We start from the raw sequence: 20985 nt of genomic DNA, 5'->3' as shown, positions 1-20985 counted from the left end.
TATTGGTATTGGTATTGGTAAAGCAGGTTAATATCATCAGTCTGATGAGCACAAGCGAAAATGAAAAGTTAAATTTGAAATATATTACAAAGTAGCAGGTATTAATCTATTAGATCAAAAAAGCACAGCTAATGCTGTGCTTTTTAAAATAATAAAAGCGTGCTTTTATTATTTATCTGTTTCTACTTGGCTAAACTCAAGTTCAACAGGCGTTGAACGACCAAATATAAGAACAGAAACTTTTACGCGACATTTGTCATAATCTACTTCTTCAACAACACCGTTGAAGTCAGCAAATGGACCATCAATAACACGTACAACTTCACCAGGTTCAAACATAGTAGCTTGCTTAGGTGAATCTGCATTTTCTTCTAAACGGTTAAGAATCTTATCAGCTTCTCTTTGGCTGATTGGTGCAGGACGTTCTTTTGTACCACCAATAAAGCCCATAACACGTTCTGTGCCTTTCACTAAATGCCAGCTAGCATCAGTCATAGCCATTTTAACTAAAACGTATCCAGGGAAAAACTTACGTTCTGAGCGGCGTTTTTGACCAGCGCGCATCTCAACAACTTCTTCCGTAGGTACTAGTACTTCTTCAAAAAGGTCTTCTAAACCTTCTTGTTTGATATGTTCTTCAATAGTCAGTTTTACACGCTTTTCATAGCCTGAAAAAGCTTGAACTACATACCAACGAAATTTTAATTCTTTATTCTCATCCGTCATAGGATCAGATCTCCAAGCCAGTTAAAAAGCCAACAACTCTAAATAAAATACCATCAAGACCCCAAAGGATTAATGCCATTACAACTGTTGCTATCATTACGATGATTGTTGTATGAATTGCTTCTTGGCGTGTTGGCCACACCACTTTACGCACTTCTAATTTAGCTTCTTTTGAAAAAACAATGAAATCTTGTCCTTTCTGAGTTTGTGATGCAATCCCCATTGCAGCAGCTACAGCAGCAACTACGCCAATCGCACGTATCAATACTGATAGATCTTCTAACATGTAGTTTCCAACCACAGCACCGCCAAGCAGAGCAAAGGTTAAAATCCACTTAATAGGATCCATCGAACTAGACGGGGTTTCCACTTTAGTGCTCATAATTATTTACCTTAATAACAGACACAACAACCCTGCACGCTGGCAGGGTAATTCCTTTAAATCTAAACTTAATAACGTGCTATTAAAAACCGGCTATTAAGTTCAGACTGGTTTAATAAATGGCAGGGGCGGAGAGACTCGAACTCCCAACCATCGGTTTTGGAGACCGCTGTTCTACCAATTGGAACTACGCCCCTGCAAAGTGGATTGACATTATACTGAGGAAGCATGTGAAAACAAGAGTAAAAGATGATCAAGTTGCTTTTTATATGTAATTATTATTAAAAACTTCGATTTTAACCCATCTTTAGGCTAGAAAAATCGAGTATAACCTACTCATGTAGTTATATTTACCATCCTAAATAGCTAATATCTCTCATTGCTCATTATTTATTAAGCATATTTAAACTACTCATCAATTTTTCTTGAATACGCCTTTCTACACTTTTTTACTTTATAGTGAATGACTTAACAAAGGCAAGTCCCTAAAATAATACTAAACCACAACAAGGAAGTATTATGCGCCTACTTAGCTTGACCTCTATCGCATTGTTAATGAGCTTTAACAGCTCGGCACAAGACACCACTCACCATCAATTTGATATTGGGTTTTCTGATATTAGAGATTTTGATGATAGATTTTTTGGTATGCGATACAGGTTTTATTTTGAAGATCTTATCAAAAAAGATGGTCCACATAAGTTAATACCTTATTTGAATCAAATAGATTCTATTTCAGTCTCCGGTTTTAGTATCGATGATGTTGATCATTTGGCTATTCAAGGCGAAAAATTCCTTGAAGATGACTTAATAGTCAGTGGCTATATCAAATATATACAAGACGTCACTTTTTATGGCAATGAAAAATTTTACGAAACTGCTGTTACTTTAGGTAAAAAGTTAACTGATACACTGCAAGTTGGTATCAGCGTTTTTTACAATTATGAAAAAGAATATGAATCATATCATTCTTCTTCAAATAGTGAATTTACTGTAGGCCCCTATGTCAGATGGACTAACATTGAACAAAATCAAGGCTGGGATTTAGAGCTAAAACAATACTCAGGTAAAGAAGAGTATATCCAAACCCAAGCTGCTTATTATATTAATAAACAATGGAGCATTTCTCTTTCTTCAAGTATTGAAATGGATGATTTTGATAATAACAATGTAGAACTTCAAACCGAATACTGGTTTGGCGATCTGGCTTCAATTCGCTTTGGGTTAGGCACTAGATTAGGTGATGATAATAACGATATAAAATCAGCTACTTTGTTGGTCAGTACACGTTTTTAATCTTGTATGACTTTAATCTTGAAATAACTGTTTACTTATCTATATATCAAGTTAATCTGACTGTATATTTTATCCACATAATTAAATAAAAATGCAACTATGAAAAAATTAATTTTAATAAGCCTTATATTTATAAGTCAGCTTGCTAATGCCAGTACAGGCAAAGAAGATATTTTAAAAGTAATGGCAATGCAGCAAGATGCATGGAACCAAGGTGATATTAAGCAATATATGCAAGGTTATTGGCAATCAGAAGAATTAAAGTTTGTTGGTAAGAATGGCATTAAATATGGGTGGCAGAATACGTTAAAAAACTATATTAAGACGTATCCTGATAAAGCAACCATGGGTCAATTAACATTTGATGTACTAGAAGTAAACGTTGATGGAGATTCTGCATTTGTTTTAGGTAAGTGGTCTTTACAAAGAAAAGCCGATAACCCAAATGGTTATTATTCACTATATTGGAAAAAAATTAACAATGAATGGCGTATTGTTATAGATCACAGTAGCTAATACCATTTCTGTTAATTAACTGGTCACTTAACTATCGAAATTAGTTTAAATTAGTAGGCGGGACTTCAGCCGCGAGAAGCTTTATCTCACTTGTTACATAAAAAAGCGGAGCATATGCTCCGCTTTGTAATGTTCTGATCTAAGATTGGTGATTACTCATCCCAACCCTCGTCATTAAATAAACCACTACTTACAGCCATAGCCTCAACTATCTCAGCAAAGCCTGTAGCGAAGTCAGGCATCAATTCAAACATTTGTTGGCTCATAGTTTCTAAATGCATATTTTGCTCTTGAGCCTGTTGCTGTGCGCTTGATTCATTAGCAAAAAAGCTTAAACAACTAATCGCCATAGCAAAAGCAGATCTCAGTTCGATATCAATATTCTCACAATTGAGCAAATCGCCGGCATAACCTACACCACGCGCAAACCCCTTACTCCAATTATGCAATGCGTTGTCATGTGTAAAATTAACAGCGACATTACCATCAATAATCAGTGATTTAGGAAGTTGATATCCGGTTTCAAATATATCTGTGCTCAAATGATTATAAAGTGACATAAGTGCAAATAATTTATCATCTGACAGTGTTGATAAGTCACCTGCTAACACTTCATTTAACCAAACTTCATCTTCAACAGGTGCTGGTGCACAAATAAGTGCAAATAGAAAACCTTCAACACAGGGTAAATTCATCGCCTTAGCTGAAGTTTCATCCCCAGTTAACCACTGGGCTAATAAATTTAATTCTGTTTCTGTTAAGTTAAGTTCTTGCAAGTATCACCTTTATCTTATTTTTTAAGTTTTTAACCTTAATTCAGGTTATATAATTATAAACTTACTTTATAACGGCCCTGAGGATCAGGTCGGCCTAAAAATTTAACCGCATCATGTACATCTTTTGGCATATTCGCTTTTGGTTTTATAAAACCATCAACTGTTAATTTATTTTTTGCAGCTAATACAATATCAAGCTGTAAACCTAAGTCATTTTCTTTATTAACCGCAAATGTAATATTGCCAGATTTACACTTTCCTTTAGCTGCAATCTCATCAATCGCAAACCAACCGGATAACCCTTGAATTTGTAATTGTTGCGTTGATATATCTGCATTTAACGCTTTACAATAAGGTTGGCCTAATTGATATTCTTTAACTTTTACTGTCACACGACCTTTAGCATTAATAGGCAAAGGTAAGTTAGCTTGCGCCATTAGTTGTGTAATAGGTGCTCTTAAATTAGCATTAGTCACGGTAAGCTCGTTTGATAATAAACCAAACTTAATATTGCCTTTACCTGAATATTCTTCTTTTTGACGAATATTACCAAACTTTATATCTGCGACTAAATTTGCTGTGAGCAATGAAGTTGCACTAAGTGTCCAGCTTAATTTATTTAATACCAGTGTTTGATTTCTATCTTTAAACTGCACCTGTGATACTGAACCTTGCCAAATTGAACCAGATACAGCTCCTAAACTAAGTTGTTTTGGTAAGTAAGGTTTAGCGATCGATACAGCTACATTTGCAGGCATCAGATGCAAAACAAAAATAAAAAATGTGATTAATAATACTAAGGTTAAACCAATTGTCTTTTTTATATTTTTCATTATTACTTCTCTAAAACTAAGCTACTAACTTTAACGTAACCTGTATTATCATCTTTACTCATATCAATTTTTACAATCGTGATCTGATGTTTTTCAACTAATAATGTTAGCCAGTCAATTAACTTATTAAACTCTACACTTTCTACAGTTAACCTAAGTGTATTGTCTTTTGGTTGCATTTTACTGATAGAGATCTGATATTTATTACGCGTACTATTAACAACCTGACTTAAACTTCCTGAACTCATGCTTGCTTTAGGGTTCGCTTGTTTAATTTTTGCAATACTAGAGCGCATCCAAACAGATAAATCTTGTTGTTTTTTTAACTCTTTTGATGATGCCTCTATCGCATTATTTAAAGGACGCCAAATTCCCATCACAAATACAAAAAGTACAAATATACCGCCAGCGATCATTAACAGTTTTTGTTCTTGCTCTTTAAGTGATTGCCAATATTCCAACATTGCTTTCATATTCTATTCTCCTGGCTCACGACTGGCGTTTAATTTTAATTTCACCAACAACATTATCACCATCATTATTAAGCGACCCTTGAGATACTTCTAAACCTTGATTTTCTAAGATAGACTTAACCTTGCCAAATGTTTGAAAGTCTTTGCCTTTCGCTCTTAATCTTATTTCATTGCGCTTTTGATCATAACGTAATGAGTCTGGAGCAAAATTATCGACTTCTTTAAATACGATCACCAAATCATTCATAAGCTCTAAGAAACCAGCATCACTACCACCCTCGACTTGCTTTAAACGATTGCTTAGCTGTTTTTTAATTAAGTGCGGGCGCACTTTTGTACCTGGAAAAGCCGACTTATATTGGTCAATTACATTTTGCTTAGCTAAGTTAGCTTGTTGATCTAGTTGATAAGCCTGAAATCCCTTTAAACCTAAGGTTAACAACAAAGCGATTGATGCAGCAATTGCTGGCGCACGCCACGCAGGTCTTACTACATTTTTTTGTTTCTTAACTTGATAATCCCCTTGCAGTAAATTAAAGGGATTATGAGTTAATTGCTTTGTAAATATAGCTAAAGGTAAATCAAATTGTGACTCATTAGACACCAAATTTAAATTGCTAATCTCACTTAACTGCTCACTTGGGCTGAAGTGAACTAAAGTCTCAATATTAGCTGCGCCTATATAGGCACTTAGCCATATAGGTTCTACTTGCGCAATTTGCCATTCATTTGTTTTAACAAGCCAATTATCATCTAATGAGATTGCAGACGCTTTATCAGCTTCAAATGGTAATAATAAGGCATCAGGGATCACTTTTTGTGGTGAAAGCTCATAACTAGATAAACATTCAAGCCAAGCCTCAAACCACGCCTTATTTAAGATAGCAACTTTAATACCATGCTTTGTTTCTTCGTTTTGAATCTCTTGGAAAGGCTCATCTATAGCGATGAATAAATCATCTAAATCACACGCTAACTCATCCTCAATAATATAAGGCAAAGCTTGTTGTAATTTACGATTCCATTTAGCGGGTAATATTACTTTTTTTAATTGCACATCAGATGCAGGTAACAAAGCCACTAACTGACGACTGTCAGCCTTATCAGTTAAGCTCGCTAATTCACTGGCATTTGCTAATTCACCACTGGCTATGATTTCCTGTTCTGCATCAGAGAAAATTAACCAATGTAATTTATCTGTTTGCTTATGACCTAAACGTATTATTAGAGTTTCACTCATCTACGTCACCTCCAAATTTACGAGCCAATATACTGACTTTATTATCTTTTATTTTCATCGTAGATGTCATTTTAAATCGACTATCTGCAAATGTTGTATTTGCTACCAGTTGGAAATATTCACTATTTATAACAAACTGTTTATCATCTTTTTTTAATTTTTTACCTGACTTTTCATTAGCATCACTCATAAATTTATTAATATCAGTCCAACCTTCAGGTTCTCTCTCAGATATAATTTGATTCGCAGTGCCTGTATCTGTATCTAATAATGCAGCTAACAAACTTGCTTGCTCTGGCAAGATTGTATTTACATTAATTTCAAATAAATCTGATCCAGGAATAATGCATACATAAGGTAATAATCTTTCAACAATTAAAGGGTTAAAACCTTTGATTGTACGTAACTCTGATATAGAAGCTAAAAAATGATTGGCTGTTAAGTAAGGTATTTCACGAGATAAATATTCATCTTCTTCAGCGCCCTCTGGCCTACGATTATCGTCTTCATCAATCCAATCTAATAAAGCATCAGCCAGTTCATCTTGAGAGTTTTCTATTGGTAGGGTGTCCTCTTCATCCAGCTTGTCTAATAACCTTAAAAAAACACCATGTACTTCAGGTACTTTATCAGCTGAACCATTTTCAGGTTTAGCCCTAAATGCATTTAAATTTAAACAACCTTGCAAATCTGAAATTTTACCGCTGATCGTGCCACCATCAACTGGAAAAGTGGCTTCTTCTTGCGCCCAAGCTTGTTTTAAATGAACAACTTTATCATCATCTTTTTTGGTTTGAATTAATGCCTGCTTAGCTAATGCCTCTGCGGCATAACCATACCATTTTGCTTGTTGGTGCTCTTGTAAAATACTATTTTTATTAACAAGTACCATCATACGAGAACTCATTTCAACAGCTAAAGTTGCTGCAAGAGCAACCACAAACAATACTATAATAAGTGCTGCACCTGAGTTATTTCTTTTCATCAACAACTCCAGTCCCAGGTACTAAAAATATCCGAGAGATCGGCTCAATATCTTTTAGTTTTAATTCTATCTTCACAGCTCTTGGCAATGACTTTGCTTTCCATGCTTCGAGCCATTTATCTTTATCATTGCGGTATGTCAGAGTAAACTCTTCTACATTTTCCATCAAAACATGACTACGAGACTTTGTATCATCTAAGCTATCAATATAAACTTTATATATGCGCTCTAACTTATCATCAACAACTCGGTAGCCTATTGCTTGAAGCTCACTGCGAGGTAATAAGTTAGCTGGGTTTCGCCAACCATCTCGTACAAATGCGACACCATCATATTGACTATTCATCAAATATCGCCCTGCAATTAAATATTGCTCGATACGTTCACCCGACTCATTTCGCCCCATACGCTTAGATATTTGACTAAAGTCTTGATCCATTAATCTAAATGTTGTTTGCAAGCTATTAAGCTCCGCAATTGTTTGTTCTGAAGTCTCATTAGTTAAAATGGCGGTGTTTAAAATTTGGTGGCTTGCGACAACAATAAAACCTAAAATCCCTAAAGCAACCATAACTTCTAGTAAGGTAAAACCGACTTGTTTTGAGTATGACTTCAAACTATTCACTTGGAATTACTCTTAGTGACATAGGTATTAAGTTCGTACACAGCTTCTTGATATTTTTCATTTTCAAATACAATTACTGTTACTTGATAAAAATCTGCTGTTTCTGTTTTTACGACTTTTTGCTGCCAATACCATTTATGTCCGGCTTGTTCTTGGTTGCCTTTTTTATTATTTTTAGGTGGCCACTTATCACTTAAGGTAATTTCAGCTAATTGATTTTCAGCAACCCAAGAGGCGTAAGCTTGTTGTTCAACAATTGAAAGGTGATTAATATGTTGACCAGCGACTTGCATGGCAGCGATACCCGCCATAGCACAAATACTCAATGCAACCATGACTTCTAATAAGGTAAAACCTAAACTTTTCTTATTCATAGTTCAGGCTCTCGTTTGAATATAACCGGAGCCATGAATTCACCTTGAATAAAAAAGGTTGGCTCGGCTTGTTCTTTTAATGAAAGTGAAAGTGAAAAAGGGCTCACTTCACCTGAAGATAACAATATCACTTGTGGAATTTTTAGTTTTTCAAGTTCTAAAAAGCTTTCTTCATCTTCAGTGTCCATTAGTTCACGCCAATCGACTTGTTCTAATAAATTTTCTTCTGCCCAAGGTAAATCATCTAGTTGTAATTCTACATCTAAAAATTCAGGAAATTTAACTGCTTTAAAAACCTTATTACCTGTTAGTGGTATCCATTTTTCACCATCAAATGCGAGAAACTCTAAAATGCCTTTATCTAAATGAAAACCTAATTCAAGCTGATTTAAAACAGCGTAATCTGCAGCCAAATTAATCACGGTATTCATTTTAACCGCTGACTTTTCTAACTCGTCTTCTTGGTCGCCGCCAAGATTATAAATCATCATATTAGTGGCAAATGCAATAATCACTAATACAACCATAATTTCAATTAAACTAAAGCCAGTATTTTTTTGTCGAAAACGATTAAAACCATGCATTTTAGTGCATGGTTTTAATGTATGTTTTTTGGCTTTAGCTTTGTTAAACAACTGTTTTTCCAAAAGCTGTATTAGTGCCCTGAATCTTCTTCATCCCAGTTACCAATATCATCTTCTGTTCCTACCTCACCGTCAGGACCCATAGAAAATAAATCAATTTTACCAATTTCACCTGGACTTACCAACTGGTAAGGGTTACCCCAAGGGTCTTCTGGTAATTTATCGATAAAACCACCTTCAGGAAAACGTCTCGGTAAAGGCTCTACATCAGTTTCAGTCACTAATGCTTCAAGGCCTTGCTCTGTTGACGGGTATACTTTATTACGCAATTTATACATTGCCATTGCATCTTCTAACTGCTGAATATCTAAATGCGCTTTATCAACTGCAGCTTCTTCTTGCTGGCCCATAATATTTGGTGCAACTATCGCCATGATCATGCCTATGATCACTAAAACTACCATTACTTCTAATAGTGAAAAACCAGACTGCTTTCTCATTGTTTACCTCTAAATTTTGAAATTTCTAAAAAGACTTATAATTAAGACTACATACCAATCGCTTTGTTCATTGCCATTATCGGCTGTAATATCGCCATTACAATAAACAATACAATTACTGCCATTCCTGCAATCATGGCGGGTTCAAGAAGCTTTAACGATACACTCACTAAACTCTCAAATTCTCTATCTTGGTTGTCAGCTGAACGTTCTAACATTTGTTCAAGCTCACCTGATTTTTCACCACTTGCTATCATGTGAAGCATCATAGGCGGGAAAAATTTTGTTTGCTGCAATGAGGCTCTCAGCGTTGCACCTTCACTCACTTTAATTGAGGCATCACCCACTGCTTTTTTTATCTGTTCATTAGCTAACACTTCACCAGAGATTTTCATCCCCTCTAATAAAGGAACTGAGCTTGAAGATAAAATACTTAAAGTACGCGCAAATCTTGCCGTATTTAAACTACGGCTTACTTTACCTAATCCTGGTAATGTTAAAAGCTTACTATCATACCAAAAACGTATTTTTGGTTTAGTAAGTGCCTTTTTAATGCCAAAAACTAAACTAAAAAAGACTACTAAAGTGATCAACCAATAATTTTGCACATAGTTACTTGCTGCTAATACCCACTCTGTTGTCCAAGGTAAAGCTTGTTTAGATTTCTCAAAGGTTTTTAATATTTTTGGTACTACACTACCTAATAAAATAGAAATAATACCAATAGCAAAAACCACAAGCACCATAGGATAAACCATAGCTTGGGTAATTTGGCTACGCATATACTGACGTTGTTCAGTGTAGTCTGCTAATCGATTCAGTACTTTATCTAAATGCCCTGACTTTTCACCTGCGGCAACCATAGCGCGATATAAATAATCAAATACATGAGGAAATTCAGCCAAACCATCCGCTAAAGTGTAACCTTCTACCACTTTAGAACGCACCGACATCAACATGCCTTTTAATTTCGGCTTTTCACATTGCTCAGCTACCGCTAGGATTGCTTCTTCAACAGGCAATGCCGACTGAATTAGGGTTGCTAATTGACGTGTAATTAATGAGAGATCAGCGGTTGATACTTTCGTTTTAAAAAAACTACTGCCCTGCTTTTTTTCTTGCTCAGCAGCAACATTTACTTCTAAAGGTGTTAGGCCTTTTTCTCTTAAATTATTTCTGACTTGCTTGGCTGTATCAGCTTCAAGTAAACCTTTTTTAGTTTTACCTTTGGCATCTAAAGCCTTGTACTCAAATGCTGGCACTAGCTTTCCTCTCTAGTGACACGCAGTACTTCTTCTAAAGTTGTTTCACCTAACAATACTTTTCTACAACCATCTTGGCGAATACTTGGGGTTGTTTGGCGAATATACTTTTCAACTGCTTGTTCACTTTTACCATTATGAATAAGCTCTCTGATAGCATCATCAACAACTAGTAACTCATGAATACCAGTACGGCCTCTATAGCCATTATGATTACATTCAGTACAGCCTAACGCACGGTGAATTTTAATACCTTGATTAAACTCAACGCCTAATAAACGACATTCTTTTTCATCAGCTACATGAGGTTGCTTACAATCAGGGCATAAAGTACGCACTAAGCGCTGTGATAAAACACCTAACAATGATGAAGATAATAAGAAAGGCTCTACGCCCATATCTTCCATACGTGTAATTGCGCCTGCAGCAGTATTTGTATGTAGTGTTGATAAAACCATATGACCCGTTAATGAGGCTTGAACAGAGATTTGTGCAGTTTCTAAATCACGGATTTCACCTACCATCACCACATCGGGATCTTGACGTAAAATAGCACGTAAGCCACGCGCAAATGTCATATCTACTTTTGCATTTACTTGTGTTTGACCTATGCCTGCAATTTCGTACTCTATTGGATCTTCAACAGTTAAGATATTACTTTCTTTTGAATCTATCTCAGCTAGTCCGGCATAAAGCGTAGTACTTTTACCTGAACCCGTAGGGCCTGTAACTAAGATGATACCGTGTGGTTTACGCACTAAATCGGTAAAAACAACACGATTTTCATCGCTCATGCCTAAGTCTTGTAAATCAAGGCGTGCATTATTTTTATCTAATAAACGTAAAACAACACGCTCGCCATAACTGGCTGGCATAGTTGATACACGCACATCAACAGCACGTCCGGCTATTTTTAAGCTAATACGACCATCTTGTGGGATACGTTTTTCAGCAATATCTAATTTAGCCATTACTTTTATACGAGACACTAATAAAGAAGATAACTTACGGTTAGGTGTTAAGACTTCTTTTAATACACCATCAACTCTAAAGCGAATAACTAAATCTTGCTCAAAAGTTTCTATATGTATATCTGACGCACCATCTTTAATCGCTTCACCTAACATGGCATTAATCAGCTTTATAATTGGCGCATCATCATCGCTCGCTAACAAATCTTCAGTTGTTGGCAGCTCTTCTGCTAAAGAAAATAAATCAACTTCGTTGCCAATATCTTCCATTATCTGTTGCGTTTCAGAGCTGTCTCTTTGATAAACTGCTTCAATTTGCAATTCAAATTCATCGTCATTTAGCTGCACAGCTGTAAAACTTTGCCCTGCAATACGTCTTGCTTCAAGCAATACTTCAAGATTTAACTCGCCTTTATAAAAAAGGGTAAGTTCATTTTCTTGCTGTTCATGACTCAAAAACACACCAAAACGACGCGCATAAGAAAAAGGCAAACGTTTAGGAGCCACTGAAACTTCGGCTACTAACTCAGTCATCTTTTTTCTCTTCTTTGTTTTTACCGTGTAAGAATTCTTGATACGTAGGCGGTAATACTAATTCATCGTTCCATTCAGGTAGCACAGGTGTTTGAGAACCAGGCATTAATGATATGCCTTTGTCGTCCATTTTTTCTTGCTCTGAACGTAGATAGTTATACTTTTCATGACTAAGTTTATTCATAGTGACGTCATCACGAATAATATTGGCACGAATAAATACCATTAAATTACGTTTGCGTTTAGTTGTACTACTTGATTTAAATAAGTGACCAAGGATCGGGATGTCACCTAAAAGAGGTACTTTAGAAACACTTTCTTGAACATCTTCATCAATCAGGCCGCCAAGAATAACCATTTTGCCATCATCCGCTAGCACTGTTGTAGTAAATTCACGTTTATTAGTAATAATATCAACCGAAGTAGAACCACTAATGCTAGAGACTTCTTGCTCAATCGTTAATAAAATTGCTGAGCCATCATTAATTTGCGGCGTTACTTTTAGTTTAATACCCACTTCTTGACGATCTACAGTACTAAATGGATTTGAGTTATTACTACCCGCTGCAGAACCGGTCAAAATTGGAATTTCTTGACCTACGATCATAGAAGCTTCTTGGTTATCCATGGTAGTAATTGAAGGTGTTGATAAAACATTGGTATTAGTATCGGTTGCAGCGGCTTGAATAATCGCGCCCCAGTCACCTTTAATGATACCCATAGCCATACCATTTACACCGGCAAGTAAACTTGCTGCTGCGGTTAAGTCACCTTCGATTGTTTCATCATATTCGGTAAATTCACTATTTTCTCCTACAACTGTTTTCGTAACTGTTGTATCTCGCGCTTGTTCAGCTGCGACTGCCAACGAACCTACAGGTACTGTGCCGTTATTAAACTGCACCATGCCACCTTGTTCGCTGATCCACTGAAAACCCAAGTTAATACCGTCACCTTCAAATACTTCTAGGATAATGGCTTCAACCAATACTTGTGGACGGCGCACATCTAATTTAGCAATCACTTTTTCGAGTGAGCGCATTACATCTGGTTGTGCTGTAATCACTAACGCATTAGTTTCTGCGTGGGCTTCGATGCTCGTTTGATTTTTATTATTACGACTTTTAGCTTTTGAACTCGATTTCTGCTGCTCGTCTGCAATAGACTTGCTCACACCTTGTAAAACTTTAACTAACTCTTCTGATTTAGCGTAATTTAAGTAAACAACCTTAGTATTACCTTGGCTTTCTAGTTCGCCATCTAATCTTTTTATTAGCTCTAATGCTCGCTCTCTTGCTTGCGTTTCACCACTCACAATGATGCTGTTAGTACGTTCATCAGCAACGACTTTTGGAATTAAAAAAGCAGGAATATTAGATTTACCAGAAGTAGGCTTGTAGATTTTTTCAATTACTGACACAACATCAGCAGGTGTTGCATGTTTTAAGCGAATAATATCAACTTGCTTATCACCCGCTTGGTCAACTAAGCGAATAATTTTTACTAAACGATTTACCGATGCAGCATGGCCTGTCAGCATCATTACATTGGCATCTTTATAGTTAGTAACGTGACCACCATCTTTTTGATCACTAAACTGACGAATAAGTGGGCCTAGTTCTTGTACGCTTACATTTTTAACGCGAATAACACGTGTCACCATCATATCGCCATATGAGGTTTCATCATTGTCATCCATTACTGGAACGCTAGATTTTTTAGCGCTAGAACTTTTTTCAATTTTTAGTATGCCATTATCCATTTCTACAACAGCAATACCTTGTACTTCTAATACATTTAAGAAAAATTGATAATAAAGTTTTTCATCCATTAACTCATAGCTGCGTACATTAATTTTACCGCGTACAGCCGGATCGATAATAATGGTTTTATTTAAATTTTTACCTACGATATTAATAAACTCATTAATATCGGTGCCCTTAAAATTAGCCGAATACTCTACAGCAGCAACCGATAGCGAAGTTCCAATAGCAAGCATCAATGCGGCGTATTTTGCCAACCCTTTTTTAATTCTTGTACTTTTTTTTAGGCGGCCTTGCATGTGATTCATCTTATAAACTCCGAATCTATTATTCTAAACTAAACAATACGTCCAATTGCTCGCCCTTGCGGTCAATTGAAATCGTAGCTGATTGTGCGGTACGCAATTCATTAATAGCAGCCATAGCTTGCTTCATATCAGTAAGCATATAACCATTAATTGATGTTGCTAAATCGTTGTGTTTTAACCCCATTTTTCTAAATAAAGCGGGATCTTTACCTGGTCTTAATTTATATCCCACTAATTCACCATTTACTCTCGATGGCGATACACGGATATAATCAAATAACTTGCCTGGATCTTTTACTAATTCTGCACGTTTTTCACGAATTTCGCGTTTTACATCTGTATTTTGAGTGGCTTTGATAGTACGTGAATTCTGTTTGATTTTTCTAGGAGATGAACTCTGTTGCTTTCTTTTTGTACTTGTTACAGTTTTAGAAAAGTTAAAACCATCTAACATCAAGGTTTCATATCGGCTACGCACTTGTAAAATAACACGATCTGCAAAAACTTGCTTTACTGTCGCTCGCGTACCTTTTACAACATCATCTACTTGATATGTCTCTTGTGCACCTTGGCTTTCTATAATAGCTAAACCCGCTTTATCATCTTGATTAACAGCCACAACACCCGTCAAATTGATATTCAATGTGGTTTCTGGTGCATCATTTATTACTTTAGGTTCTTCTACTTCTTTTTTTACGGGCTGAGCATTCGCCTTACCAAAAAGATTGATAGCTGTGATATCTGAACTATTTAATGTGCTGCGGCTAGCTGAATTTGAACTTGCGCTATTAATAAATGAATTTGATTCTTGAGGTTTAGGCCAAATCAACCAAAAAGCTTGCGCAGATAAATAAGCGACATATACCACTATAATTAATAGTAGTGTAAAACTTATTTTCCTTTCGGGAAGCTTGGCAATTAAATGCTGAAATTGTTGTAATTTTTGCTGCATAGCCTTTATTTTTTATAATTAATAGCGATGACATCTTAACTCGCTTGTTTTGATACAACAAGCGCCTTAATACTGAATATTGTATCGAAACAGAAAAATAAGGTACAAAACCCTTTCCAACACTTATAATTACTAAGCTTTGTTATTTAGTAAACAAATGTAGTCTCTTTTTAAAATTCCCTTTTTGTGCTATATTTCGCGCAATTTCTCAGCGATATTTAATTTATAATGGCAAAAAATCAAAAAGCACAGCCAAATGAAATTCTTAAAGTCCGTTTAGATAAATGGCTTTGGGCTGCGCGATTTTATAAAACACGCGCTATAGCGAGAGACATGGTTCAAGGCGGAAAAGTTCAATATAATGGCCAAAGATGTAAAGCCAGTAAAACAGTAGAGTTAAATGCTGTAATCACCTTAACTCAAAACCATGATGAAAAAATTATCACTATTTTGAAAATATCAGAACATAGGCGTGGTGCACCAGAGGCGCAGCTTTTATATCAAGAGTCTGATGAAAGCATTAAGCAACGCGAAATAAACACCATAGCTCGAAAAAACAATAGTTTCTTTTCCCCACATCCAGAGCGCAAGCCTGATAAGAAACAAAGAAGAAAGATCATTCAGTTTAAACAAAGTTAAGCACGTCAAAATCAGCTTAATAAACCCAGATTATAGCAATACTGCAGAAATAAAATTCTGCTCTATATAAATTAAAGATAGGCAAGTTCAAGATGCAAGATTTATTACACAGATATATTTTTGAAAACCTCGATGCTCGAGGTGAATTAGTTCAATTAAACACTACGTTTAATGAAATAATTGAAGGCCATAATTATCCAGATCCAGTTAAACATTTATTAGGTGAATTATTAGCCGCAACATGTTTATTAACTGCAACGTTAAAGTTTGAAGGCGATATCGCTGTTCAATTACAAGGTGATGGTCCGGTTAAATATGCTGTAATAAATGGTGATAATGAACAAAACATGCGCGGTATTGCTCGCCTACAAAATGAAATCAAAGGCACAACAATCAAAGATTTGATTGGTAAAGGTCATATGGTTATCACAATCACGCCTAAAAAAGGTGAAAGATACCAAGGTATCGTACCTCTTGATGCAGATACATTGTCTGAATGTTTAGAGCAATACTTCACACAATCAGAGCAATTAACAACACGCTTATGGTTTGCAACTGATGTAACTGAAGGTGCAGCTAAAGTTTCGGGGTTATTTTTACAAGTATTGCCTGTCGACAAAGAAAAAGCAGAGCAAGATTTTATTCACCTTGAAGCTTTAACAAACACCATTAAAGATGAAGAGCTATTAACTCTAGATGCAACGACTGTGCTTACCCGCCTTTATCATGAAGACAACCCAAGGGTATTTGAACCACAAGCAGTTAATTACAAATGTACTTGTACTCGAGATAAGACTGCAGGTGCATTAGTTAATGTTGGACTTGAGTCTTTATTAGAAGAAATAGAAAATAGTGGTGACATTCAAATTAGTTGTCACTACTGTCTTAAAAATTACGTTTTTGATGAGTCCCAAGTAAGGGCGCTTTTTCATTAGTTGTAAACTTTTAAATACGAGAAATGATGAATTGACTGTTTAAAACAGTCATTCTCATAATAATAAAAAACCGAGCATTGCTCGGTTTTTTAGTACTTATAGCTCAACAAATAAATCTGACACCGTTGTCATTAAAAATCTTCAAGTTACATTTCAAAGATGATACCGGTGTCATAAAAAAAAGTCCTGAAAACTACGTTTTAACGCCTTTTATTGCTTTTGTTTTAGCCACCGATCACCTAGAATTAGCGCCGTATCTCACAATCGTTCTTTATAACTAAACCCCGTTCAAACGTTAGGAGTGTTTTTGCATGACCGCTTTAGAAAACTCAATTGATTTGTCACAATATGGTATCAATGATGTGGCAGAAATTGTTTACAATCCATCTTATGAGTTACTTTTTGCAGAAGAAACTAAAGCCGGCCTAGAAGGTTTTGACAAAGGTGTTGAAACTGAACTTGGCGCAGTAAATGTAGACACAGGTATCTTTACAGGTCGTTCTCCTAAAGATAAATATATTGTTCGTGACGAAGTAACTCGCGACACAGTATGGTGGTCTGATCAAGGTAAAAATGATAACAAACCTATGACTCCTGAAACATGGGATCATTTAAAAGGTTTAGTTACAACTCAACTAAGCGGCGAGCGTTTATTTGTTGTTGATACTTTTTGTGGCGCTGATGAAGCAACACGCTTAAAAGTACGTTTTATCACTCAAGTAGCATGGCAAGCACATTTCGTTAAGAATATGTTTATTCGCCCTACTGATGCTGAGCTTGAAAATTACGAACCAGACTTCGTAGTTATGAACGGTGCAAAAACAGTAAATGATAAATGGGAAGAGCAAGGTCTTAACTCTGAGAACTTTGTTGCTTTCAACCTAACTGAAAAAGTGCAACTAATCGGTGGTACTTGGTACGGCGGCGAAATGAAAAAAGGTATGTTCTCAATGATGAACTACTACCTTCCGCTTCAAGGCATCGCATCTATGCACTGTAGTGCTAATGTTGGTAAAGACGGCGATACAGCTATCTTCTTCGGTTTATCTGGTACGGGTAAAACAACGCTTTCTACAGATCCAAAACGTGAACTTATCGGTGATGATGAGCACGGTTGGGATGATAACGGCGTATTTAACTTTGAAGGCGGTTGTTACGCGAAAACAATCAACCTAAGCAAAGAAAACGAACCAGACATCTACAATGCAATCCGTCGTGATGCATTATTAGAAAACGTAACTGTTGATGCGAATGGTAAAATTGATTTTGACGATAACTCAAAAACTGAGAACACACGTGTTTCTTACCCAATTCACCATATCGACAACATCGTAAAACCAGTATCTCGTGCAGGTCACGCTAAGAAAGTAATTTTCTTAACTGCTGACGCATTTGGTGTTTTACCTCCAGTAGCTAAGTTAACGCCAGAACAAACTGAATACTACTTCCTGTCAGGTTTCACAGCTAAACTAGCTGGTACTGAACGTGGTATAACAGAGCCTACACCAACTTTCTCTAGCTGTTTTGGTGCTGCTTTCCTAAGCTTACACCCAACTCAGTACGCTGAAGTATTACACAAGCGTATGGAAGCTGCAGGCGCTGAAGCTTACCTAGTAAACACAGGTTGGAACGGTACTGGTAAACGTATCTCTATCAAAGCAACACGTGCAATCATTGATTCTATCTTAGATGGTTCAATTGATAACGCTGAAACTACAGTTATCCCAATGTTCAACCTAGAAGTACCTACTTCAGTAGAAGGTGTTGAAGGTGACATTCTTGATCCTCGTAAGACTTACGAAGATGCAAGCGTATGGAATGACAAAGCAGTAGATTTAGCAAAACGCTTTGTAAATAACTTCGAGAAATTCACTGACACAGAAAATGGTAAAGCATTAGTATCAGCTGGTCCTCAGTTATAATCAATATTGCTACATAGCAAATAAAAAGGTTAGCCACGGCTAACCTTTTTTAATGCCCTCAAAAAAGGGGTCGGAGTACATTAACTCATTTTAAGTTAAATAACTGAGGCCCCTTTATGGTTAATATCTGTTGGATTTACAAACTAAACAGAATAAAGCCATTTAAATTCAGCGCATTATGACTAACCTGGTTACTAACTAATAAAAAAGGGGTCGGAGTCAATTAACCCATTTTCAGTTAATTGACTCCGACCCCTTTTTAGTTTGATTTGTTATTTTACTGTTTAACGAGGAAGCTAACTTTTGCTTCTAAGCCGCCTTCAGGCATATTTCTTAATGTTACTGTGCCGTTATGCATATCTACAATACGTTTAATAATCGCTAAACCTAAGCCACTACCTTCACTGCCGCGTGCTAAGTCACCTTGAGTGAATGGTTGGAATACACGCTCAAGTTCATTTTCTGGAATACCAGGGCCTTTATCTTGAATAGCCACATAAGCGTATTTTTTAGATCTATCTAAACCCGTGACCACTTGAATATCATCATCAGAATAACGCAGTGCATTTTCAATCATATTGGTTATTACACGTTTAATAGCAACATGGCTTAATGGAATATTTGGTATGCTCTCATTAAGTTCGGCATTGATCACCCTTTGCTGTTTTTGCTCTGAAGCGACCACTTCAGCCACCAAAGCATTTAAGTCTTCATTAACCAACTCAGCCACTTTATGATGTCTTAAATACTCTATGAATTGATCGATAATCGCGTTCATATCTTCAATATCGTAAATAATACCTTCACGTAAATAATCTTCATCATCAGACATCATTTCAGTTGCTAAACGAATACGTGTTAAAGGTGTTCTTAAATCATGCGATACACCAGCCATTAATAATCGTCTGTCTTCTTCAAGCTCTTTAATGCCTTTAGACATCTGATTAAATGCACGAGTTACTTCGATCACTTCAATTGAACCGCGCTCTTTAAGCTGAGTCGAATAATCGCCTACACCTACTTTTACAGCTGCATCTTGCAATGACTTTAACGGCCTATTTAACTGACTCGCAAATAACCAGCCACCTAAAACACTTAATACACCAATACAAGCTAAATAGAATGTGAGGAATTCTAGCTGAGTTTCTTGAAAGCCCATTAATGGCACTCGCACCCAATAACCTGGCGCTTGAGGAGATTCTACCCAATAGACTAATTGACTTGCTTGATTGATTCTAACGCGTGCGGGTCCGCCTAATTGCTCTGACATCATGTTAGACAGCATGGGATATTCAGAAGCCATTTCTAGGCCATTTTTGAATGCTTGGGCTTCGCTCATCACTTCCGTTCCTGTTGCTAAATAAAACTTTTCAGCAACTTCAGGAGGTAAAGTAATACCATCGTTCACACCAATGAAAACAGTTTTAACTTGTTTAGAAAGCATTAAAGTTACTTGTTCTATCGTAGGTTTTACGACATACAAAGTAACTGATATATATGAAACGATTTGATTGATTAAAAGTAGTGCACCAACAAAAAAGACTGTTTGCCCAAATGCACTACGCGGAAATAACCGCATTATTCATCACTGTCAGGAACAAATACGTAACCAAGTCCCCAAACTGTTTGTAAATATCTAGGATTAGCAGGATCTTCTTCAATCATACGACGTAAGCGAGAAACCTGAACATCAATACTACGCTCTAATGCACTGTAATCACGACCACGAGCCAAGTTCATTAACTTATCACGGCTAAGTGGTTCTCTTGGGTGAGTAACCAAAGCTTTTAATACCGCAAACTCACCACTGGTTAGCGAGATAATCTCATCACCATGGTTCATTTCGCGTGTTGCTAAATTCAGTTTAAAGTCACCAAATTCAATTTTATTTTCTTCTGCAGCAGGTGCACCAGGTACATCCGCTGAACGACGACGTAAAATTGCTTTAATTCGTGCTAATAATTCTCTCGGATTAAAAGGCTTAGGAATATAGTCATCAGCGCCAAGCTCTAAACCAATAATACGGTCTACTTCGTCGCCTTTTGCAGTTAGCATAATGATTGGAATATCATTTTCTTTTTGACGTAAACGACGACAAATAGATAAACCATCTTCACCTGGCAGCATTAAATCTAAAACTAACAAATGAAAATTTTCTCGCTCAATTAAGCGATCCATTTGTTCTGCATTACCAGCTGAGCGGACAATAAAACCTTGTTCTACTAAATAACGCTCTAATAATGAGCGTAAGCGCATATCATCATCTACAACTAAAACTTTGGTTGTTTCCTGTCCCATTATCCCACTCCGAGCTAATTTTTATTATTTATCTGCACTAAATATAAAAGAAAATGGTCATAATAAAAATCCTTTTATGATTTAGTTTGTT

General features: G+C 36.2%; 22 protein-coding genes and 1 tRNA gene. 5 read left to right on the top strand and 18 right to left on the bottom strand.

Annotation, left to right across the window (positions count from 1 at the left end):
* Positions 1-168: 168 nt before the first annotated feature.
* From nusG to KO527_RS18040, 3 genes are all read right to left on the bottom strand, one after another.
* Complete coding sequence (gene nusG, locus KO527_RS18050; protein ID WP_042150060.1) at positions 169-726, bottom strand: transcription termination/antitermination protein NusG; 558 nt, start codon at positions 724-726, stop codon at positions 169-171.
* A 4-nt stretch (positions 727-730) separates the two neighbouring features.
* Positions 731-1108, bottom strand: a complete 378-nt coding sequence (gene secE, locus KO527_RS18045; protein WP_042150058.1) for a preprotein translocase subunit SecE — start codon at positions 1106-1108, stop codon at positions 731-733.
* Between the two features lie 120 nt (positions 1109-1228).
* Positions 1229-1305 (bottom strand) — tRNA-Trp (locus tag KO527_RS18040).
* A 322-nt stretch (positions 1306-1627) separates the two neighbouring features.
* On the opposite strand from KO527_RS18040, the gene KO527_RS18035 reads away from it, so the two are divergent.
* Positions 1628-2404, top strand: coding sequence for a hypothetical protein (locus KO527_RS18035; RefSeq protein ID WP_216041663.1), 777 nt, complete (start codon positions 1628-1630; stop codon positions 2402-2404).
* Between the two features lie 99 nt (positions 2405-2503).
* Positions 2504-2920, top strand: a complete 417-nt coding sequence (locus KO527_RS18030) for a nuclear transport factor 2 family protein (protein ID WP_216041662.1) — start codon at positions 2504-2506, stop codon at positions 2918-2920.
* A 152-nt stretch (positions 2921-3072) separates the two neighbouring features.
* Here the strand turns inward: KO527_RS18030 and KO527_RS18025 are convergent, their stop codons facing one another.
* The 13 genes from KO527_RS18025 to gspC all read right to left on the bottom strand — a co-directional run bounded on the left by KO527_RS18025 (position 3073) and on the right by gspC (position 15100).
* A complete protein-coding gene (locus KO527_RS18025; protein ID WP_216041661.1) occupies positions 3073-3696 on the bottom strand; it encodes a UPF0149 family protein in 624 nt (207 codons plus the stop codon).
* A gap of 53 nt (positions 3697-3749) precedes the next feature.
* Entirely contained in the window at positions 3750-4529 is a 780-nt protein-coding gene (locus KO527_RS18020; protein ID WP_216041660.1) for a type II secretion system protein N, read from the bottom strand.
* A gap of 2 nt (positions 4530-4531) precedes the next feature.
* Positions 4532-5002 (bottom strand): type II secretion system protein M, encoded by a 471-nt coding sequence (locus KO527_RS18015; protein ID WP_216041659.1) that lies wholly within the window; start codon positions 5000-5002, stop codon positions 4532-4534.
* 16 nt (positions 5003-5018) lie between these two features.
* Positions 5019-6242, bottom strand: coding sequence for a type II secretion system protein GspL (gene gspL, locus KO527_RS18010; protein ID WP_216041658.1), 1224 nt, complete (start codon positions 6240-6242; stop codon positions 5019-5021).
* Complete coding sequence (gene gspK, locus KO527_RS18005; protein ID WP_216041657.1) at positions 6235-7227, bottom strand: type II secretion system minor pseudopilin GspK; 993 nt, start codon at positions 7225-7227, stop codon at positions 6235-6237. Before gspK ends, gspL begins: the two co-directional genes overlap by 8 nt.
* Positions 7214-7843, bottom strand: a complete 630-nt coding sequence (gene gspJ / locus KO527_RS18000; protein ID WP_216041656.1) for a type II secretion system minor pseudopilin GspJ — start codon at positions 7841-7843, stop codon at positions 7214-7216. The genes gspK and gspJ overlap by 14 nt, the downstream gene beginning before the upstream one ends.
* A 5-nt stretch (positions 7844-7848) precedes the next feature.
* Positions 7849-8226, bottom strand: coding sequence for a type II secretion system minor pseudopilin GspI (gspI, locus tag KO527_RS17995; protein WP_216041655.1), 378 nt, complete (start codon positions 8224-8226; stop codon positions 7849-7851).
* Positions 8223-8810: a type II secretion system minor pseudopilin GspH gene (gspH, locus tag KO527_RS17990; RefSeq protein ID WP_216041672.1), complete on the bottom strand. Its 588-nt coding sequence runs from the start codon at positions 8808-8810 to the stop codon at positions 8223-8225. Before gspH ends, gspI begins: the two co-directional genes overlap by 4 nt.
* A 71-nt stretch (positions 8811-8881) precedes the next feature.
* Positions 8882-9310: a type II secretion system major pseudopilin GspG gene (gene gspG / locus KO527_RS17985; protein ID WP_216041654.1), complete on the bottom strand. Its 429-nt coding sequence runs from the start codon at positions 9308-9310 to the stop codon at positions 8882-8884.
* Between the two features lie 47 nt (positions 9311-9357).
* Positions 9358-10572 (bottom strand): type II secretion system inner membrane protein GspF, encoded by a 1215-nt coding sequence (gene gspF / locus KO527_RS17980; protein WP_216041653.1) that lies wholly within the window; start codon positions 10570-10572, stop codon positions 9358-9360.
* A complete protein-coding gene (gspE, locus tag KO527_RS17975) occupies positions 10572-12077 on the bottom strand; it encodes a type II secretion system ATPase GspE (protein WP_216041652.1) in 1506 nt (501 codons plus the stop codon). The genes gspF and gspE overlap by 1 nt, the downstream gene beginning before the upstream one ends.
* On the bottom strand, positions 12070-14139 hold the full coding sequence (gene gspD, locus KO527_RS17970; protein ID WP_216041671.1) for a type II secretion system secretin GspD: 2070 nt from the start codon (positions 14137-14139) through the stop codon (positions 12070-12072). The genes gspE and gspD overlap by 8 nt, the downstream gene beginning before the upstream one ends.
* Positions 14140-14167: 28 nt before the next feature.
* A complete protein-coding gene (gene gspC / locus KO527_RS17965; RefSeq protein ID WP_216041651.1) occupies positions 14168-15100 on the bottom strand; it encodes a type II secretion system protein GspC in 933 nt (310 codons plus the stop codon).
* 228 nt (positions 15101-15328) lie between these two features.
* Between gspC and hslR the strand changes: the two genes are divergently transcribed.
* From hslR to pckA, 3 genes are all read left to right on the top strand, one after another.
* Positions 15329-15739 (top strand): ribosome-associated heat shock protein Hsp15, encoded by a 411-nt coding sequence (hslR, locus tag KO527_RS17960; RefSeq protein ID WP_216041650.1) that lies wholly within the window; start codon positions 15329-15331, stop codon positions 15737-15739.
* Between the two features lie 92 nt (positions 15740-15831).
* Positions 15832-16674, top strand: coding sequence for an Hsp33 family molecular chaperone HslO (gene hslO, locus KO527_RS17955; protein WP_216041649.1), 843 nt, complete (start codon positions 15832-15834; stop codon positions 16672-16674).
* A 311-nt stretch (positions 16675-16985) separates the two neighbouring features.
* Entirely contained in the window at positions 16986-18596 is a 1611-nt protein-coding gene (pckA, locus tag KO527_RS17950) for a phosphoenolpyruvate carboxykinase (ATP) (RefSeq protein WP_042150026.1), read from the top strand.
* 277 nt (positions 18597-18873) lie between these two features.
* Here the strand turns inward: pckA and envZ are convergent, their stop codons facing one another.
* Both envZ and ompR read right to left on the bottom strand, forming a co-directional pair.
* Entirely contained in the window at positions 18874-20175 is a 1302-nt protein-coding gene (envZ, locus tag KO527_RS17945) for a two-component system sensor histidine kinase EnvZ (protein ID WP_216041648.1), read from the bottom strand.
* Positions 20175-20894: a two-component system response regulator OmpR gene (gene ompR, locus KO527_RS17940; protein WP_042150020.1), complete on the bottom strand. Its 720-nt coding sequence runs from the start codon at positions 20892-20894 to the stop codon at positions 20175-20177. The genes envZ and ompR overlap by 1 nt, the downstream gene beginning before the upstream one ends.
* Positions 20895-20985 lie beyond the last annotated feature (91 nt).

Source organism: Pseudoalteromonas sp. C2R02 (genome assembly GCF_018860845.1).
Classification (GTDB): domain Bacteria; phylum Pseudomonadota; class Gammaproteobacteria; order Enterobacterales; family Alteromonadaceae; genus Pseudoalteromonas.
The sequence above is the reverse complement of the archived record's forward strand: the minus strand, read 5'-3'. Positions and strand labels throughout refer to the sequence as shown.

Bases quoted from the DNA above. Each gene is read 5' to 3' on its own strand.
- nusG (WP_042150060.1), bottom strand. From the start codon at position 726: ATGACGGATGAGAATAAAGAATTAAAATTTCGTTGGTATGTAGTTCAA.
- secE (WP_042150058.1), bottom strand. From the start codon at position 1,108: ATGAGCACTAAAGTGGAAACCCCGTCTAGTTCGATGGATCCTATTAAG.
- KO527_RS18035 (WP_216041663.1), top strand. From the start codon at position 1,628: ATGCGCCTACTTAGCTTGACCTCTATCGCATTGTTAATGAGCTTTAAC.
- KO527_RS18030 (WP_216041662.1), top strand. From the start codon at position 2,504: ATGAAAAAATTAATTTTAATAAGCCTTATATTTATAAGTCAGCTTGCT.
- KO527_RS18020 (WP_216041660.1), bottom strand. From the start codon at position 4,529: ATGAAAAATATAAAAAAGACAATTGGTTTAACCTTAGTATTATTAATC.
- KO527_RS18015 (WP_216041659.1), bottom strand. From the start codon at position 5,002: ATGAAAGCAATGTTGGAATATTGGCAATCACTTAAAGAGCAAGAACAA.
- gspL (WP_216041658.1), bottom strand. From the start codon at position 6,242: ATGAGTGAAACTCTAATAATACGTTTAGGTCATAAGCAAACAGATAAA.
- gspK (WP_216041657.1), bottom strand. From the start codon at position 7,227: ATGAAAAGAAATAACTCAGGTGCAGCACTTATTATAGTATTGTTTGTG.
- gspI (WP_216041655.1), bottom strand. From the start codon at position 8,226: ATGAATAAGAAAAGTTTAGGTTTTACCTTATTAGAAGTCATGGTTGCA.
- gspH (WP_216041672.1), bottom strand. From the start codon at position 8,810: ATGCATGGTTTTAATCGTTTTCGACAAAAAAATACTGGCTTTAGTTTA.
- gspG (WP_216041654.1), bottom strand. From the start codon at position 9,310: ATGAGAAAGCAGTCTGGTTTTTCACTATTAGAAGTAATGGTAGTTTTA.
- gspE (WP_216041652.1), bottom strand. From the start codon at position 12,077: ATGACTGAGTTAGTAGCCGAAGTTTCAGTGGCTCCTAAACGTTTGCCT.
- gspD (WP_216041671.1), bottom strand. From the start codon at position 14,139: ATGCAAGGCCGCCTAAAAAAAAGTACAAGAATTAAAAAAGGGTTGGCA.
- gspC (WP_216041651.1), bottom strand. From the start codon at position 15,100: ATGCAGCAAAAATTACAACAATTTCAGCATTTAATTGCCAAGCTTCCC.
- hslR (WP_216041650.1), top strand. From the start codon at position 15,329: ATGGCAAAAAATCAAAAAGCACAGCCAAATGAAATTCTTAAAGTCCGT.
- hslO (WP_216041649.1), top strand. From the start codon at position 15,832: ATGCAAGATTTATTACACAGATATATTTTTGAAAACCTCGATGCTCGA.
- pckA (WP_042150026.1), top strand. From the start codon at position 16,986: ATGACCGCTTTAGAAAACTCAATTGATTTGTCACAATATGGTATCAAT.
- envZ (WP_216041648.1), bottom strand. From the start codon at position 20,175: ATGCGGTTATTTCCGCGTAGTGCATTTGGGCAAACAGTCTTTTTTGTT.
- ompR (WP_042150020.1), bottom strand. From the start codon at position 20,894: ATGGGACAGGAAACAACCAAAGTTTTAGTTGTAGATGATGATATGCGC.